Origin of the sequence: Pseudoselenomonas ruminantium, assembly GCF_900104055.1 — a bacterium.
GTDB lineage: Bacteria > Bacillota > Negativicutes > Selenomonadales > Selenomonadaceae > Selenomonas_A > Selenomonas_A ruminantium_C.
On record NZ_FNJQ01000032.1, the window covers coordinates 1 to 15,638 of the forward strand.

The following is a 15,638-nucleotide window of genomic DNA, read 5'->3' on the forward strand; positions in this document are numbered from 1 at the left end:
GTGAATACTGCGGCGCTTGAGAGCATATCAATATGCTTCTCAGAGCCACTTAATATAGATGGCGTTAGCCATCCGATATGATAGACAGAGCCATCCATCTCCGATGGACACGGATGACTCCGCCATGGTTTATGCTTCTTCCATTTCAGCCATACGCTGCCGCATGGATACATCGCCTTCCAGTTTCATTTTATAAGAACCAGGGATGATACGGTCCATGATGGCATCTGCCACAGCTCCGCCGCCAAGTTGGCTATGCCAGCCAGGAATGTCAAACTGTGAGCAGAAGATTGTGGCCGATTGCCCCCAGCGGCGCTCCAGAAGTTCCAGAAGCATCCGTTGCTGAAGCTCATTGATTGGGATTAGCAAAAACTCATCGAGAATCAGCATTTTGATTTTCTGATACTTTTTCATAAGATCCAATTGAGCTGTTTTGGCTTCTGCTTCTGCATATTCTGCGAAGAAATCCGGCAGGCGCAAATAGAGAACTTTATAACCATCACGACATGCGTTGATTCCAAGCGCATTGGCTAGGAACGTCTTGCCGCTGCCAGTCGGTCCTAGAAACATGACATTCCGCTTTTTGTCAATGTAAGCATTGGTACGGAGCATCTGAATTAGGTCCCGATCCAAGTGACGGTCCGGCCAGTACAAGATATCTTCCATATCAGCTGTGTTGCTGGGGAATTTCGCACTGGTGATGAGCTTTTTCAGCTTGGTATTCAAACGAACGTCAGATTCACGGTCAACAATGAGTGAAAAGCGCTCATTGAATGTCATGGATTCAAATTCCTCCGGATGTTCCATCTGATCCATATAAGTTTTTGCCATAACAGAGAGACGCATCTCCTGCAGCTTACGGACAGTTTCATTTACCATGGTACTCACCTCCGTAATAAGCTGCTCCTCTGACAAATGCATTCTGAGAATGCGCCGCAGGCTGCTCAATCTTGATATCCTGCTGAGTCACTAAGATGTTTTGGATGAGTTTATAGCGAGGTGATGGAACCTGCCGCAGTGCAAGCTCACAGGCAGTATTCAATCGTGGAATGCCGTATTGATCTGACAGTTTCAGGAGAGCAAGGCAGCCCTTGTAGGCTTGTTCTTCTACGCGGTAGCTGGCCAGCAGCCGCTCGATGACTGTGTGGACATGTTCGCCACATTTTTCTGACCACCGACGGAAGCGATTGCCATCCCATTGGCTGTATAGCTGATGATTTTTCGGCATATGTTCTTCCACAGTTGAATACTGTCCGCGTTTGCCAACGATTCTTTTGTGATTGGCGATCCGCCTCCCTTCTGTATAAATCTCTACAACATGGCTGGTAAGCCGCACATCCACACGCTTGCGGACATATTCGTAAGGAACTGAGTAGTTCTGATGGTCTACCGTGATATGGTAGTTGAGTTGAACCGTTGCCTTTTTCCAGTCTGCGTACTCATATGGGCACTGCGGTAACGGACGAAGAAATGGACACTCCTCCATATGGAATATAGAACTGCGTGAGCCATCTTTTTTCTGGAAGGGGGCTTCGTTGAACCGGTACAGTTCCTCCTGAATTGCCTGATTCATCTCGTAAAGGTCGAAAAACTTTCGATTGCGGAGTTTGGCAATGATATGAGTCGTTACTTGGCCGACGCTTCCCTCAACAGCAGCTTTATCCTTTGGAGCCAGCACACGTGCTGGCAACAATGCCATCCCGTAATGGTCTGCAAATTCTTGATAAGAGCGATTGGCAATGGGATCCTCATGTTTTCGATGCGAAATGATACCGGTGCGGAGATTATCTGACACGAGTAATCTGGCGCTGCCGCCAAGAAACTCCATGAGATGAATATGGGCCTGAATCCACGAATGTTCTTTCATATCACGGCATGCCTCTGCATAGCAATACATGCTGAACGGCAAGGTGGCGACAAACAAGTACGCTTTCGTAACCGCACCAGTTTCAGGATTATACAACTTAAGCGTAGTACCAGCCCAATCTACCATAAGCCGCTCAGCTGGCTTGTGATGAATATGCATGGTAAGGTGGTGATGGTCGACAAAATCACGATACCGCTTACAAAATTGGGAATACATGAAATATAGCTTATTAGCCTGCCGGCAGTCTGCTGCATATTCTTCCCATAGGAGTTTTAGCGTTACACCGCTTTTCAAGAGCTCCTTATGAATGAATTCATAGTCTGGCTGAACCTGACCAGGCAAATCTGCTTCAGCAGGAAAGAGGTGATGATGCAATGCTGCCAAATCCATACCATCCAAAGCAGCCGCATCCAGCGGATGCTCGTGGCAAGCCTTGACGACTTTAGCCACCGTGTTGCGGGATACCCGGAGAACAGCGGCAATAGACCGCTGACTCTCACCTTTGAAAAAGCGATGAAGAATCTCTTTTTCCTTGGACATGAAAAACCACACTCCTTATACAATGAATTCGTGGACCATTCCACGTGTCCATTGTACCGCGACACTGAGTGGCTCTCTAGAGCGTATTGGATTTAATTTTAGGGGCGGCTCCGTGCAGCGTAACAGGTGGCTCTCAATAGGAGATTGACCTGGCTCTGCGGAGCGGAATACTCAAAGAGTATAGGATTATACATGGTCACATGGAAAGTTTAGGCTTTATTTATATGGGAATAGCATATTTGTTTAGAGTTCCTTGTCGTATCGCACATGCTCACAATTCTGCTTGTGAAAAAACATTAAAAGGTTATGTTAAAAGTATATTAAAAAAAGGGTTTTCTACATTTGCTACAGACTTGTTTGCGTGTTCGAATGTTGCTGGTAAGTATATGTTTGGTGATGAAGCAAATTATTCTATTGTTAATAATTCAATTGAATTATTAACTTTTAGCTATAGCAAAGAGGCTAGAAATATTATTAGAAATGAGTTGGGAATAACAAAAGATACTTGTGTTATAGGACATATTGGTAGATTTGAAAAACAAAAGAATCATGAGCTTTTAATAGATATTTTTTTGGAAATAAATCGGCATATTAATTCGAAGTTATTATTGGTGGGAACTGGATCGCTAGAAAAAAATATTCGTAAAAAGGTATCTGCTTATGGTTTGGAATCTGATGTGATGTTTTTAGGAAACAGAAGAGACTGTGCTAGGATATATCAAGGAATGGATGCATTCGTAATGCCATCGTTTTTTGAGGGCCTGCCAGTAACAGGGGTGGAAGCACAAGTTAGTGGGTTACAGTGCTTCTTTTCTGATAGTATTTCATCGGAATTGAAAATAGGGGAAGCTTCATATTTTCTACCTATAAAGGCTCCCGCTGAAGAATGGTCTAATTGTATTATAAAGAAAATATTAAACAAGAAAGATCGGTACCGATTAAGCATGTGTGCTAGTGATGCTAGATTTGACATAGAAAAACAATCGGAACGATTAGAAAGATTTTATTTAAGATGGGCATAATGTATGTTAACTTTATTTTTTTATACATTGATTGATTTTATAGCAATATTACTTGTAGCAATATCGGATAGCGCGAATAAGGTTATAAAACTAAGCTTTATAGGTAATAGGTATATTCATTTGTCAGAGTTCCTATATTTTATCTCTGCGGTATTGCTCTTTATGATAGTTGCATTGCGTGATAATGTTGGGGCAGACTTTTCAATATATGCTAACGCATATTTAAACATTATTCATGATGATTTAAATGAGACTGAAAAAAATTGGTTGGGAATAGGATATGTAATTTTATGTAACGTTATTGGTGTATTTGCTGGAAATTCATATCACTGGATGTTTGCTGTAGTAGCAGCTATAACAATTGCATCATTCTATATTGCTTTTTACCTAGCAAATAAACAGAGAACTTGGAGTGTGACTTTGTTTATTGGCTTTTGCTTATATTATCAATGTTTTAATCAAGCGAGGCAGATGCTGGCTGTAGCAATATGTTCTTTGGCCTATATCGCTTTAATGAAAAAAAGAACAAGTGTTTTTATAATCGTTGTAGTAATTGCTATGTTGTTTCATTCTTCAGCAATTGTAATGATGTTGTTATTGATTGCTAATAAAATAAAATTTAATGTTAGTAAAATTTTTGTCTTCTTGTTTATATCTATAGCTTCAATGATAGTATTCGATATATTTGTTGATTTGATGAGTAAATCTTTCTACGGAATGATATATATTGGTTCTGAAATGTATGATGTGTCGTTTAAAACATCAGTGATAATTAATACGGTGTTTAGAGCACTATTGTTGATGTTTTGTATGTTTTTTTATAATAAACTTATTCATAATAATGAAGAGAATAGAATATTGATAAATACTGGTTTTATATGCTTGTTCTTTCAAATCCTAACATTAAAAAGTTACTTGTTTGGGAGAATAACGACATACTTCTTTATAACATATTTGTTTATTATGCCCCGAATATTTGAGTTGATATGTAAGCATACCGTGATTAGAGATAGGGTGGTGGTTAAATTCTTATTTGGTGTAAGTATAATGATATATCATTATACCTATTACTTTATGGTTGCGAAGGATTCTGGTTATGATAAATATGATACTTTCTTGTTTTAGGGGACTTTTATGTATAGTGAGAACGGAATGCAAATAAAAGAAAATAATAATGTATTGATGATGTATTTTGATTCACAACGAAATGTTATGGGGGATTTATATAAAAATATTGCTAATACTATGCGTTATAAAGAACGTATTATATTGGTTTTTCCATCATCATACAATACGGAGGAATACAGTAATGATTTCTTATATAAAATTAAAGAAGATGTAAGTAGCGAAAAAAATAAAATTAAACGTATTTATAAACTTATTGTATTTATAAAAAGACTAAAAAAAATTATAAAAGATTGTAATATTAAAAAAGTGTATTTTCAAATTGATCAATTAGTATATGATTATATTTTTTTACTAATGAATCGTAATCTTAAAACGATAATGTGGATACATGATATATCTGTACATGAAGGAGAGGGATTTATAGCTGAATTAAAAAAAATATTAGCTGAATATTGTTTGCTTCCGAAAATAGATAATTTTTTTGTTAGTTATAATAAGGCAAAGAATGAATTCGCTGAAATATATGGAATAGATTACATAAAAAAGACTGAAGTGATATATATTCCTAGATTAGTTGAATTGGAGTTTGAAGATATAAAGAATGCTGCTCATGAAATAGAATATGATTTTATATTTTATGGGAGGATAGAAAAGTATAAAGGTTTAGATTTGTTGATAGAAGCGATGAATAATCCTTTTTTAAAAAATAGCAAACTACTTATAATAGGTCGAGGAAGAGAAGATAGGTATATTAAGAATTGCATTTGTAATACACCAAATATCCAGTTTATAAATACATATGTATCCAATAGAGAGTTGGCAAATTATATTACAAAATCAAAATTTGTAATTTTGCCATATAGAAATGCTACAGGAACGCAAACAATACAATTGGCTAATTATTACGGGAAAATGGTATTAGCTACACGTTTCGGTTGCTTTACAGAATATATTGAGGACGGTGTGAATGGCATATTAATAAAAGAGTGTACATCTAAAGCTATAGCAGGAGCAATGTATGAGGCTTTACATAATAAAGAAATAGAAGAAAAACGAATTGAAAGCAGATTGAGTATGTTTGATTTATCGACTGCTGTACGTAAAATAGAAAATGTTTTAATGAATTGATTGGTTGATGATTGGGAAATAATAACTATTCAGTCGTCCTTTGATGTCATTTAAGGAATCTATTGAATTTGTCGATATTTCTCAATGCGTGTAAATCTAACCTGGAAACTCCGCTTGCATACATCCGCCAAGAAATACTTGGCAGTGCTGCGCCCAATTTTGATGAAACATATATTCGTGTAAATGGCAAGCAGCAATATATGCACACAGCCTCCAAATAAAATGCCACCTAATCCCGATTCAGTATTCTTCCGTATCTTTCCTTGTGCTTTCACGATTATGATCGAGGCAAAGAAGAAGCGGATAGCAAAGGGAAAGGATGATGCTGGAGATTACTATAAGAAGCGTTACCTGACAGAGTTCAGCGATTTGATAAAAATAGGTCAGGTTGAACATCCTCCCATACTCTATATGAGCACCGCAAAGAAGAGATCTTGTCACCCTCTGCAAGCTTTGGAATTACTTTTTCAGGGGACTTCTATATTGGCTTTAGATGGGACGACTGAATAGTTACTTAGAAAGCATGTAATAAATTGCTTTCTAATGTCAAATTTAATTGCCTGTAAAAGGTTGGGATGTATATACTTATGCTTGCCATTTGATGCTTGTTACGTATTACGTGAGCTTGTAAAAAAAGAATAAAAGAAAGTTCGGTATTAAAATTTTTTCGCGAAAATAAAAACGAGTCTTTTAGACTCGTCATAAAGTGAAGATTGAAAGTGTTAGTGATTAAATAGGATCCTTTCGTTAATATTTGCTTTTAGTTCAGGAATGTTTTTTACTGCGGTCATCCATATCATATCTTTGTTCATGGAACGGTAGTCATGGGCGAAAAGGTCGCGCATGCCTTTTATAGCTTTCCAAGGTATGGTGGGTGTGGATTGGCATAGCTCTAGAGACAGTCGTTTGGCGAGTTCACCGATTTGCATGATGGGCATTGCACAGGCGTTACGGAATACAGGATTATTTAAAAATTTTTCTTTATCATTGCCGTATTCAGACAAGGCTAATTCTACTTCATCGCAATACTTTAGGATATGTTCGAGTATCTGCCTGTCTTTGTTGTTAAGCAGCATAGAGCAATATTTCCTCGCTTTCCAGATTTTTTCGTAGGGGAGTATCCAAAGAGGTTATGCTGGCACTGATAATATCAACTTCTATTCCCAGCGCAGCTATGATGTCTTGCCGGAAGGAGCTTAGCGTGAATAGATCTTCGATGTTTCCGGCTTCGATTCGTATATCAATATCGCTGCCTTCTTTAGCATCACCACGAGCATATGAGCCAAATAAGAAAACTTTTTTGACCATGTATTGTTTGCAAATGGGAGTGATTTTTTCTTTGATAGCATCTATTGTATACACTTTATCCACCTCCGGTTTCGCTTGAAAGCAAGTATTTGCTAGAGAAACTGTCTTTTCTTAATTATATCATGAGATGCCGAAAATAAAAATAATATTCAGTAAAATAATTTGCAAACATTGGGGAGGTTGTTGTATTGAAAATCATAATCCTGGCCGGTGGTGGCGGTTCACGGCTGTTTCCGTTGTCGCGGAAGTCTTATCCGAAGCAGTTTCTGAAATTGGAAGATGATAGTTCCCTGCTGGCGCATACGGTGCAGCGGTTCATGTCTTTTGTGGCGGCAGAGGATATTATTGTCATCACGAATCAGAAGTATTTGTATCATGTGCAGAATGAACTTAGTGAGTGTAATGCGGAGGCAGCGCATGTCCTGCTGGAACCTGTGGCCCGGAACACAGCACCGGCCATTGCCCTTAGTGCAGAGTTTTGTCGTTCGCAGCTGGAGTGCAGCGATGATGAGATTCTGCTGGTGGCAGCGGCTGATCATGTGATTCGTCCGTTGAATCGTTTTAAGTATTGCGTGTATGAGGCTGAGCTGGCGGCTCAGGCTGGTAGGCTGGTGACATTTGGTATTCCTGCTGTAAAGCCGGAAACTGGTTATGGATATATTGAAGCTGGGGAAAGTTTCGGTGGCGGCAGGCAGGTGGTGTCCTTCAAGGAAAAGCCTGACTTAGCAGTGGCGCAGCAGTATGTGGCAGCGGGCAATTATTATTGGAATTCCGGGATGTTTGCATTTTCCTTAGGAACAATCCGGCAGGAGTTTGCGCTCTATCAGCCGGATATTGCAGAGCCGATGGAACAGGGATATGAATATATGTTGTCACATTTTGCTGATCTGCCGGAGATTTCCATTGATTATGCGGTGGCTGAACGTTCGCGAAATGTATGCATGGTGGAGCTTTCCTGCTATTGGAATGACATTGGTTCTTGGGATGCCATGTATGACATCCTGCCCAAAGATGATAACGGCAATGCGGTTAAGGGCGATGTACTGGCGCTGGATTGTAAAGATTCCCTGATTATGGGACGGGACAGGTTGATTGCCGGTATCGGCTTTGATGATTTGCTGTTGGTGGAGACTGATGATGTGATCGTGGTGGCGAAAAAAGGTGAGTCGCAGAAAGTCAAAAATGTGGTCGAGCGATTAAAGACCATGAAGCGTAAAGAAGCGGTGGAACATACCACGATTTTCCATGCCTGGGGGACGTCTTCCATTATCGGTAATGGAAAGGGCTATCGCATGAAAAAAGTCCGGGTTATGCCGGGGAAGAAATTGTCTCTGCAAATGCATTACCATCGGACGGAACATTGGGTAGTTCTTAGAGGAACAGCAGAAGTAGTACGGGGAAATGAGCATATGTATATCCATGAGGAAGAATCCGTATTTATTCCGCAAACGATAAAACATCAGCTCTCCAATCCCGGCAAAATCCCGCTGGAACTAATTGAAATACAGAATGGTGCTTATATCAGTGAAGATGACATTGTAAGATTTGAGGAATGATTGGATGAGTTATTGTACGCAGGCTTTTGGGGCCTATGATATCCGTGGGATTTACCCTACAACGATTAATGAAGAGATTGCCTATCGGATTGGGCGCTTTTTTCCAGCATTGTTTGCAGCAAAAAAAGTAGTGGTGGGCAATGATATCCGCTTATCCGGTCCGTCACTGAAGGTAGCTTTGGTAAATGGGCTGACAGAATCCGGTTGTGATGTCATTGACATTGGACAGTGTGGTACAGAGATGATTTACTTTACTACGGCTCACTTAAAGCTGGACGGTGGTGTGATGATTACCGCCAGTCATAATCCGAAAGAATACAATGGCATGAAGTTTGTGAGACAGAAGGCACGGCCAATTTCCGGAGATACTGGCTTGCGGGAATTGGAAGCACTGGTGGCCGATGGGGATCTGCCGGAACTGGCATCAGTCCCCGGCAAGGCGGAGAAGCTGAATATTATCGAAGATTATGTGCAGCATATCCTGTCCTATGTGGATGCGAGTCAGCTAAAGCCTTTAAAGGTGGTGGTCAATGCCGGTAATGGCGCGGCGGGGTCAATTCTCGATGTGATGGAAAAATATCTGCCTTTTGAACTGGTGAAAGTTCACCACGAGCCGGACGGGAATTTCCCCAACGGCGTGCCCAATCCCCTGCTGCCTGAGAACCGCGAGGCTACGGCCAAGGTTGTCCGTGAATTTGGCGCCGATGCAGGCGTAGCTTGGGATGGAGATTTTGACCGTTGCTTTATGTTTGATGAGCGGGGAAACTTTATCGAAGGCTATTATATGGTAGGTTTTCTGGCACAGGCTTTCCTGAAGAAGAATGCTGGTGAGAAGATAATCTATGATCCACGTCTCGTTTGGAACACGGAGGAATTAGTCAGAGAAAATGGCGGGATGCCGGTAATCTCCAAGAGTGGACATGCCTTTATCAAAGAGAAGATGCGCAAAGAGAACGCTATATACGGTGGAGAGATGAGCGCACACCATTATTTTCGAGATTTCTCGTATTGTGACAGCGGTATGATTCCTTGGCTTTTGGTGCTGGAACTTCTTTCGCAGGCTGATGGCAGATATTTGTCCGATTTGATGATGGAACGTATGGAACGGTACAGCATTTCTGGTGAAATAAACAGCCAGGTTAAAGATGTGGATGAGGTGTTAAGGCGCATTGAGACAGAGTATGGACCGCAGGGAAACGTTACGAAAATCGATGGTCTGTCCATAGAATTTACAAATTGGCGTTTTAATCTGCGTAAATCCAATACAGAACCTGTTATCCGCCTAAATGTGGAAACCAGACAGGATAAGGCATTGATGCAGGAAAAGACAGCAGAATTATTGACCAAGATTCGTACATAAATTAAAGATAAATATATCTACTGTTCCATCATAAGAGGGGGCTTGAATAGATGAAAATTGGTAAGCTGACATTGGATGGTTATTTCAACTATGGCAATGTGTTGCAGAATTATGCGTTGCAGCAGGTTCTTGAAGCGTATGGGGAGGTGGATTGTTTTTGGCATGCGCCGGATAATTTCCTGCCGCGGGTTTGGCACCGGTGGGGGTGGAAGGAGCCTGTGAAGTTTGTTTTGAACTGGCATGGGTTCCGCAGCAAGCTCTTTTCGGATGTGCATGGCATGGAAATGGTGCGGCAAGGGAAGATTAAGGACTGGTGTGACAGGTACATCAAACTGCGGCAGGCGGAGGGGAAACTTTCGCAGTTGGCTGATGTGTATGATTTCTTTGTCGTGGGTAGTGATCAGGTTTGGAATCCGAATTTTTCACTGGTAGAGGATTGTTTTCTGACTTTTGCACCACCGGAGAAGCGGGTGGCCTATGCGGCAAGTATTTCCTGTCCGTCTATTCCTGCGGAGAAGCAGGCTTTATATAAGGAAGGCTTTGCGGGGATGGCGCATATCTCGATGCGGGAACAGCAGGGAGCGGATACGGTCAAGGAACTTTCCGGGCGTGATGTGCCGGTAGTGGTCGATCCGACACTTTTGCTGACACCTGAAGAATGGCGCAAGGTCAGTCGGATGCCGGCGTGGTTCCATGGGGAAGATTATATTCTGACGTATTTTCTGGGCAAGCGGCCGGAGGTTGTGGCACGGCTGGAACAGGAAACGGGGCTGAAGGTGGTCAACCTCTTGGATGAGGATGTGTATGAGCATTATGTGACGGGGCCGGATGAATTCCTTTGGGCAATTGAGCATGCTAAGCTCGTGTATACCGATTCCTTCCATGGGACGGTATTTTCCATCCTGTTCCGCACGCCGTTTGTGATTTGTAATCGTTTGGGAGATGATGTATCGGAGAAAATGGGCTCGCGGATTGATACATTACTGGGGTACTTTGGACTGGAGGCGCGCCGGGGAACGAAGGAAAATGCCTATGCTATTGAAAATCCGCTGACAGAACCTGATTGGTCAAAAGTGGATGCAGTGTTGGCTGTAGAGAGGGCGCGGGCTGATGAGTATTTGAGGCAAGCGCTTGGAATCGCCTAGTTGTTTTTATTGATGGGGGAATAATAATGTTGGATATATCGAATATACGTAAAGAACAGCATGGCGAGTGGACGCGGCTGGTGGTGGATGTGGCTTTTTCCGGGGTAGAGGTGCCTTATGCAGAAAAGACTATGTACTTTGCTGTGAAGAATGAGCATGCGGATATGTTGACGGATGAGGTCTATGATGCCTTTTTACTGGTGCCGCTTTACTTAGCGATGTATCATCATACGGACCTGCATATTCATGGCAAGGTGTCGAAGAAGCTTTATAAAAATATCATGTGGTATGTGCGGCAGATTCTCTGTGATTTTTCGGATGATCTGTCTATGGTGGATGTTAAAGTTGATGGCTTTGGCACGGTTACGGGCAAAGGGGATATTATTGGTACGGGTATCTCCTGTGGTGTGGATTCGCTATGTACGATTTATGACCATTTTGTGAAGGAAGATGATCCGGAGTATCGGATCAATTCCCTGTTCCTGTTTAACTGTGGCACGCATGGTGATTTTGAAAACCCGGCTTCGCATAAATTGTATGAGGCGCGGTATTGGCAGAATAAGCGGGCTGCGGATGAGATGGGGTTGCCGGTTTATCAGGTACAGGCGAACCTCCATGCCTTCACCCATAAGATTGGGGAGCAGAAGCTGGGGTATTTTGCTATTTATTCCTGTATGTTCAGCTTGCAAAAGGCGATTTCGCTGTATTACACCTCTAGTTGTGCCAGCTATAAGCAAATCCTGCAATTTCATGAGGAAATGCATGATTTTGATATGGCAGAGTATGCGGAATCTTATTTGGTGCCTCTGCTGCAAACAGAGCATACGCGTCTGATTATTGATGGCTGTCAGTATAGAAGGTCACAGAAGATACTGAATATCGCAGATTGGGATGTAGCGCAAAAGCATCTGAATGTATGTGTCAATTCAACAGATGGTACGAACTGCTGTGTATGTTCCAAGTGCATGCGGACGCTGGTACCGTTAGAATCAGCGGGCAAGCTGGAAAAATTTGCCGGTGTTTTTGATATCGCGAAATTTAAAAAGCATGCTTATCGTGCAAAGTTGAAAATGGTAGGGGATTATCATACGGATTTTTATGCTAATGACAATGTAGATTTTGCCCGGTCGCACGGTATGTCTATGCCAAATCAGTTGCTCGCAAAAGCCTTCGTCCATGCGGGGGGGGCAAGTGTCTTTATAAAAAAGAAGATGCGTATGATTTTAGGCGAGGCTGTTTACGAAAAGGTGAAGCATGCTGTTCGGGGGTAACCGCATGAAGGAGCCGCAAGTTAAGTATCAAGGTAGCAAGCGGCGGATTGCGAAGAATACTTTGCTGTTGTATGTCCGGCAGGTGCTCATCCTTGTTGTATCCCTATATACGTCACGGGTGGTTTTGAATACTCTTGGCGTAGATGATTTCGGCATATATAGCTTGGTGGGCAGTTTTGTTGCTATGTTTGGTGTGATTTCTGGTGCTTTTGTGGTGGCGATAACCCGCTATATTTCCTTTGCTATGGGTGAGGGAGATTTGGAAAAACTCATCAATCTGTATTCTACAACGATGTGGATGCAGATTCTGATGGGGGGCGGAATTTTCCTGCTTATACTGGGGGCAGGCGTTTACTATGTCACATCCGTCATGGTTTTGCCGGCAGGCCGGATAGAGGCCACGCTCTATGTGCTGGTGTTTTCGGCGGTTTCATTTTATATCAACCTGCTCAGTGTCCCTTATAATGCGCTGATTGTGGCGCATGAACGGATGCAGGCTTTTGCCTATATTGCCTTGGTGGAAGTCTTGCTGAAGTTGGCGGTGGTAGTGGTTTTGCCGTTGCTTGTCTATGACAAGCTCATTGTTTATGGCCTTTTGACGGTGGTGGCTTCGCTATTTGTGCGCTGGCTGTATATGTCCTACTGCCGCCGTAATTTTACCGAATGCGAGTTTCGGCGGCACATTGACTGGCCGCTGCTGAAGGATATGATGAAGTTCGTTCAGTGGGCGTTTCTGGGCAATGGTGCCGTAGTGCTGAAGGAACAGGGCATTAGCATTATCCTGAATCTGTTTTTGGGAACTGGGATAAATGCAGCCCGAGGGCTGGCTAATAGTGTTAATGGGGCTGTGATGAGTTTTACCCAGAATTTTATACAGGCGGTGCAGCCGCAAATAACAAAGTTGTATTCGTCAGGGCAAACAGCAGCAATGTGCAATCTGATTTGCGTCAGCAGTCGGATGAGTTTTTACATGATGTTACTGCTTAGCTTGCCGGTTATCAAGCAGATTGACTATATTTTGGAATTGTGGCTGGGGCTGGTGCCGGAGTTTACTAATATCTTTATTGTGCTGACTCTGGTGGATTCCATGGTGAACAGTCTTTCTCAGCCGCTTTTATATGGAACTTTGGCTGAGGGGAAAATCAAGGTTTATGAGATTTTGTTGACGGCTACCTATCTGGCCAGTTTGCCCTTGAGTTATATTTTGCTGGCTATGGGACATAGTCCGGTGGATATTTATATTTTGGTGATTTTCCTGCGTATCTTGATTCAAGTTTTTTTGATTCAGCAGGGAAGCCGCTATGGTATGGAGTTTCGCTATTTCAGTCGTCAGGTGTTTTTCTATGCATTGCCGGTGGCTGTATTGTCGGGATCGGGAACCTATTTTCTTGATATTGGAAGCATGGAAATGGGAGTGGTAAGGTTCCTGCTGGAAACAAGTGTGATCATGGCGGTAACGTTGCTGATTATCATGACGATTGGGGTAAAGCGGGAAGAACGTGGTGCGGTCTTAGGAATTCTCAGGTCGCGTCTGCAGAAATTTTTTGGCTAGGAGAGAGTTTGGGTGGATAAATTTTACAGTGTTGAAAAGAATGTGCAAATGTTGGTTTATTTATTGAAGGCACATGGTATCAAAAAAGTAGTGGCAAGTCCCGGGACGACTAATCTATGTTTTGTGGGAAGTTTGCAAAATGATTCTTTCTTCGAAGTCTATTCGGCTGCTGATGAGCGTCAGGCGGCTTATATGGCCTGCGGATTGGCTGCGGAAAGCGGGGAGCCGGTAGTGATTACCTGTACTGGGGCGACGGCATCCCGCAACTATATTCCGGGGCTGACCGAGGCATTTTATCGGAAACTGCCGGTGCTGGCGGTAACGGCTACCCAGCATATTGGCCGTATCGGTCAGAATATAGCGCAGGTCATTGACCGGCGGGTAATTCAGAATGATATTGCTAAATACAGCCTGCAGTTGCCGACTATCCACGATGCCGAGGATGAATGGGCTTATGGTGTAAAAATCAACGAAGCACTATTGGAACTGCGGCATAATGGCGGCGGTCCGGTGCATATCAATCTGACCACGCAGTACAGCCGGGATTATAGTGTCAAGGAACTGCCACCGGTAAAAGTCATCCGCCGGCTCACTTTAGGGGAGAACTTCCCATCCCTGCAAGGAAAAAAGGTGGGGATTTTCGTTGGCAGCCACAAGGCGTGGAGCGAGGAGCTTACGGCGGCCGTAGATGAATTCTGTGCCAAGTATGACAGTGTAGTGCTTTGCGACCATACCAGCAATTATACGGGCAAGTATCGTGTGTTCTTTTCGCTGGTTGCGAATCAGATGCTTTATGACGCGCCGGTTCGTCATGTAGATGTGATGATTGATATGGGCGATGTGTCCGGAGCTTATGGCGCTTTGATGCCTGCAGAAGTATGGCGGATTAATCCGGATGGTGCAGTACGGGATACCTATCGGAAGCTGACGAAAGTTTTCCAGATGAAGGAAGTGGATTTCTTCAAGCAGATGAATACAGAAATTCCGACAGGCAACCATATTGAACTCCTTACGGCATGGCAGGAGGAAAATGCCCGTTTAGCGGGGAAAATTCCGGAACTTCCTTTTTCAAATGTGTGGATTGCCCAGCAGACGGCGGCTAAGTTGCCGCAGGACTGCGTACTGCATTTAGGGATTCTCAATAGCCTGCGGGCGTGGAACTTCTTTGCTGCGCCGGAGTCGGTACTAAATTATGCCAATACGGGCGGTTTTGGCATTGATGGTTGTCTTTCTGCTCTGATTGGTGCATCCCTTGCGCATAAAGACAAGCTGTATTTTGGCGTAATTGGCGATCTGGCGTTCTTTTATGATATGAATGCTTTGGGCAACCATCATTTGGGGCGCAATGTGCGGCTGATGCTTATCAATAATGGCCGGGGGACGGAGTTCCGCAATTTCAACCATCCGGCGCAGGTCTGCTTTGGTGAAGATGCCGATGCCTATATGGCGGCAGCAGGGCATTATGGCAATCAGTCCCGGAATTTGGTGAAGCATTACGCAGAAGACTTGGGCTGTGAATATCTGACGGCAGATTCCAAGGAAAGCTATCTGGCAAATCTTGAGCGTTTCTTGACAGCTGAAATCACGGAACGCCCCATGGTCTTTGAGGTGTTTACCGACAGTCAGCTGGAGAGTGATGCGCTGGATATGATTTATCATATCGAAAAGACCGCGAAAGGGCAGGCAAAAGAAGCTGTACGAAATATTTTGGGAACCAAAGGGACGGCAACGGTTAAGAAATTACTGGGAAGGTAAGGCGGA

At 43.0% G+C, this 15,638-nt stretch carries 14 protein-coding genes; 10 read left to right on the plus strand and 4 right to left on the minus strand.

Annotation, left to right across the window (positions count from 1 at the left end):
• Positions 1 to 129: 129 nt before the first annotated feature.
• Positions 130 to 879 (minus strand): ATP-binding protein, encoded by a 750-nt coding sequence (locus BLQ59_RS12325; RefSeq protein ID WP_074572193.1) that lies wholly within the window; start codon positions 877 to 879, stop codon positions 130 to 132.
• Complete coding sequence (gene istA, locus BLQ59_RS12330) at positions 869 to 2,407, minus strand: IS21 family transposase (protein ID WP_074572192.1); 1,539 nt, start codon at positions 2,405 to 2,407, stop codon at positions 869 to 871. The genes BLQ59_RS12325 and istA overlap by 11 nt, the downstream gene beginning before the upstream one ends.
• 200 nt (positions 2,408 to 2,607) lie before the next feature.
• Between istA and BLQ59_RS12335 the strand changes: the two genes are divergently transcribed.
• The 4 genes from BLQ59_RS12335 (at position 2,608) to BLQ59_RS16075 (ending at position 6,195) form a co-directional block, all read left to right on the plus strand.
• Positions 2,608 to 3,429, plus strand: coding sequence for a glycosyltransferase (locus BLQ59_RS12335; protein ID WP_074573170.1), 822 nt, complete (start codon positions 2,608 to 2,610; stop codon positions 3,427 to 3,429).
• Between the two features lie 3 nt (positions 3,430 to 3,432).
• The gene (locus tag BLQ59_RS12340; RefSeq protein ID WP_074573171.1) at positions 3,433 to 4,554 is read left to right on the plus strand and encodes an EpsG family protein; all 1,122 of its coding nucleotides are present in this window, start codon (positions 3,433 to 3,435) and stop codon (positions 4,552 to 4,554) included.
• A 9-nt stretch (positions 4,555 to 4,563) separates the two neighbouring features.
• Positions 4,564 to 5,685 carry a glycosyltransferase family 4 protein gene (locus tag BLQ59_RS12345; protein ID WP_074573172.1) on the plus strand — a complete coding sequence of 374 codons (1,122 nt, stop codon included), beginning with the start codon at positions 4,564 to 4,566 and terminating at the stop codon, positions 5,683 to 5,685.
• Positions 5,686 to 5,868: 183 nt separating this feature from the next.
• A complete protein-coding gene (locus tag BLQ59_RS16075) occupies positions 5,869 to 6,195 on the plus strand; it encodes a hypothetical protein (RefSeq protein ID WP_176756807.1) in 327 nt (108 codons plus the stop codon).
• Between the two features lie 212 nt (positions 6,196 to 6,407).
• Here the strand turns inward: BLQ59_RS16075 and BLQ59_RS12355 are convergent, their stop codons facing one another.
• Both BLQ59_RS12355 and BLQ59_RS12360 read right to left on the minus strand, forming a co-directional pair.
• Positions 6,408 to 6,761, minus strand: coding sequence for a HepT-like ribonuclease domain-containing protein (locus tag BLQ59_RS12355; protein ID WP_074573174.1), 354 nt, complete (start codon positions 6,759 to 6,761; stop codon positions 6,408 to 6,410).
• Positions 6,751 to 7,047: a nucleotidyltransferase family protein gene (locus tag BLQ59_RS12360; protein ID WP_074573175.1), complete on the minus strand. Its 297-nt coding sequence runs from the start codon at positions 7,045 to 7,047 to the stop codon at positions 6,751 to 6,753. The genes BLQ59_RS12355 and BLQ59_RS12360 overlap by 11 nt, the downstream gene beginning before the upstream one ends.
• A gap of 134 nt (positions 7,048 to 7,181) precedes the next feature.
• On the opposite strand from BLQ59_RS12360, the gene BLQ59_RS12365 reads away from it, so the two are divergent.
• From BLQ59_RS12365 to BLQ59_RS12390, 6 genes are read left to right on the plus strand one after another with little or no spacing between them, the layout of a single operon-like run.
• On the plus strand, positions 7,182 to 8,549 hold the full coding sequence (locus BLQ59_RS12365) for a mannose-1-phosphate guanylyltransferase/mannose-6-phosphate isomerase (RefSeq protein WP_074573176.1): 1,368 nt from the start codon (positions 7,182 to 7,184) through the stop codon (positions 8,547 to 8,549).
• 4 nt (positions 8,550 to 8,553) lie between these two features.
• Positions 8,554 to 9,909 (plus strand): phosphohexomutase domain-containing protein, encoded by a 1,356-nt coding sequence (locus BLQ59_RS12370; protein WP_074573177.1) that lies wholly within the window; start codon positions 8,554 to 8,556, stop codon positions 9,907 to 9,909.
• 50 nt (positions 9,910 to 9,959) lie between these two features.
• Positions 9,960 to 11,054 carry a polysaccharide pyruvyl transferase family protein gene (locus BLQ59_RS12375; protein ID WP_074573178.1) on the plus strand — a complete coding sequence of 365 codons (1,095 nt, stop codon included), beginning with the start codon at positions 9,960 to 9,962 and terminating at the stop codon, positions 11,052 to 11,054.
• A 26-nt stretch (positions 11,055 to 11,080) separates the two neighbouring features.
• The gene (locus tag BLQ59_RS12380; RefSeq protein ID WP_074573179.1) at positions 11,081 to 12,325 is read left to right on the plus strand and encodes a hypothetical protein; all 1,245 of its coding nucleotides are present in this window, start codon (positions 11,081 to 11,083) and stop codon (positions 12,323 to 12,325) included.
• Positions 12,326 to 12,329: 4 nt separating this feature from the next.
• A complete protein-coding gene (locus BLQ59_RS12385) occupies positions 12,330 to 13,877 on the plus strand; it encodes an MATE family efflux transporter (RefSeq protein ID WP_074573192.1) in 1,548 nt (515 codons plus the stop codon).
• 48 nt (positions 13,878 to 13,925) lie between these two features.
• Positions 13,926 to 15,632, plus strand: a complete 1,707-nt coding sequence (locus tag BLQ59_RS12390) for a thiamine pyrophosphate-binding protein (RefSeq protein ID WP_256324677.1) — start codon at positions 13,926 to 13,928, stop codon at positions 15,630 to 15,632.
• The last annotated feature ends 6 nt before the right edge of the window (positions 15,633 to 15,638 follow it).

Excerpts from the sequence above, each read along its gene's own strand:
- BLQ59_RS12340 (WP_074573171.1), top strand. The coding sequence starts at position 3,433 with ATGTTAACTTTATTTTTTTATACATTGATTGATTTTATAGCAATATTA.
- BLQ59_RS12390 (WP_256324677.1), top strand. The coding sequence starts at position 13,926 with ATGTTGGTTTATTTATTGAAGGCACATGGTATCAAAAAAGTAGTGGCA.
- BLQ59_RS12325 (WP_074572193.1), bottom strand. The coding sequence starts at position 879 with ATGGTAAATGAAACTGTCCGTAAGCTGCAGGAGATGCGTCTCTCTGTT.
- BLQ59_RS12335 (WP_074573170.1), top strand. The coding sequence starts at position 2,608 with ATGGAAAGTTTAGGCTTTATTTATATGGGAATAGCATATTTGTTTAGA.
- BLQ59_RS12380 (WP_074573179.1), top strand. The coding sequence starts at position 11,081 with ATGTTGGATATATCGAATATACGTAAAGAACAGCATGGCGAGTGGACG.
- BLQ59_RS12345 (WP_074573172.1), top strand. The coding sequence starts at position 4,564 with ATGTATAGTGAGAACGGAATGCAAATAAAAGAAAATAATAATGTATTG.
- BLQ59_RS16075 (WP_176756807.1), top strand. The coding sequence starts at position 5,869 with ATGGCAAGCAGCAATATATGCACACAGCCTCCAAATAAAATGCCACCT.
- istA (WP_074572192.1), bottom strand. The coding sequence starts at position 2,407 with ATGTCCAAGGAAAAAGAGATTCTTCATCGCTTTTTCAAAGGTGAGAGT.
- BLQ59_RS12375 (WP_074573178.1), top strand. The coding sequence starts at position 9,960 with ATGAAAATTGGTAAGCTGACATTGGATGGTTATTTCAACTATGGCAAT.
- BLQ59_RS12385 (WP_074573192.1), top strand. The coding sequence starts at position 12,330 with ATGAAGGAGCCGCAAGTTAAGTATCAAGGTAGCAAGCGGCGGATTGCG.
- BLQ59_RS12370 (WP_074573177.1), top strand. The coding sequence starts at position 8,554 with ATGAGTTATTGTACGCAGGCTTTTGGGGCCTATGATATCCGTGGGATT.
- BLQ59_RS12355 (WP_074573174.1), bottom strand. The coding sequence starts at position 6,761 with ATGCTGCTTAACAACAAAGACAGGCAGATACTCGAACATATCCTAAAG.